1 protein-coding gene is annotated in these 1,286 nt (G+C 46.7%); it reads left to right on the top strand.

What is annotated here, in order from left to right; all coding sequences use genetic code 11:
• The coding region (locus tag CUS_RS10090) for an NYN domain-containing protein (protein ID WP_050792223.1) at positions 1 to 1,284 on the top strand (1,284 nt) is incomplete at its 5' end.
• Positions 1,285 to 1,286 lie beyond the last annotated feature (2 nt).

Below are 1,286 nucleotides of genomic sequence, written 5' to 3'. Positions count from 1 at the left end.
ATGATCGGTGTCCGAATGTCTGCACTCACCGCAAGCTATGGGGAATGTGCCGAGCTGATAGACAAGCTCAAAGCCGACCGTGATGCTACTGCGATACGATATTTATGTAAGCTGCGAACCGTACTGATGCAGAAGTTCAAAAAGACCGATGATCTGATACGGTATCAGCTCAAAAACCTGCATAACATCGAGTGGTATGACCATGAGAACATCAAGCAGCTTGAAAAATGGGGATTTACCATTATTCAGGCAAACTCACGCTCTGAGAAGTATATGCAGGAGTTTACAAGGCTCATCAATGAAAACATTGATAAATGCTCCCATCTGTTCTACGACTGGCTGAATTGGGAGTATATCCGAGACTTGTTCTTTGTCCCGAAATACAATAAGAACGGTGTCATGAAGCAGGAGTTCACCAAATACATGGCGAACATCGAGCATTACCCGTTTCAGATGTATATTCACTGGCAGCCTGCCGATGTGGGAAGCATTGTCTATTCCGACCGCAAGTTCCTGAAAATCATCTACGGTCAGCATAATGACAGCTTCACCGACTACACGAAATATCGGGACGCAGACGATGAAACACGAAACAATATTTATAATTTTATCGACAGCACCGAGAAAACTGCTATCGCTGTCGATTGTGAGAACTCCAACCCGTACAAGCTGTACAGTGTGCTGAAAGGCTTAAATCCCGAAGAACTTGCCAAGATCGAGAAAATAACGCTCTATGACGATCCGCACACCACAGCAGGCTGGGACTGGCTCTCAAAATTCACGCAGATACCCACCGAACATATCGAGATCGACCGTGTGACCGACCGAAAGTCCCTGGTCGATGTGCGAATGACAGCAAGCGTAGTCACGGACTTCTACCGTGACGGAATAACATCTTTTATCATTGTGTCGAGTGATTCCGACTTTTGGGGACTTATCGAGAGCCTGCCGAAAGCAAAGTTTCTCGTTATGTACGAATATGAGAAATGCGGGACGGCAATCAAGAACGCCCTCGCACAGCACGGTATCTACTACTGTGCAATAGATGATTTCTGCACCGCTGGGACGGAGGACATGAAGCGAGCCGTCCTGTTTGCGGAGCTTGAAAAGCATTTGCCCTCGCTTGTCGGTGAGAACCCTCTGGACCTTACCCACAAAATATACGAAGCCACAAGAGTGACCGCTACCATGAAGGAAATGGAGAATTTCTGCAATCGGTATGTCAAGACCTTGCGGCTCAAGGTAAACTCCGAGGGAAAGTTTGAGATTGAGATACAGAAATAACT

This window comes from Hominimerdicola alba 8 (assembly GCF_000178155.2).
Classification (GTDB): Bacteria; Bacillota; Clostridia; order Oscillospirales; family Ruminococcaceae; genus Hominimerdicola; species Hominimerdicola alba_C.
Note: the sequence above shows the minus strand (reverse complement) of the source record. Positions and strands in the feature narration are given on the sequence as shown.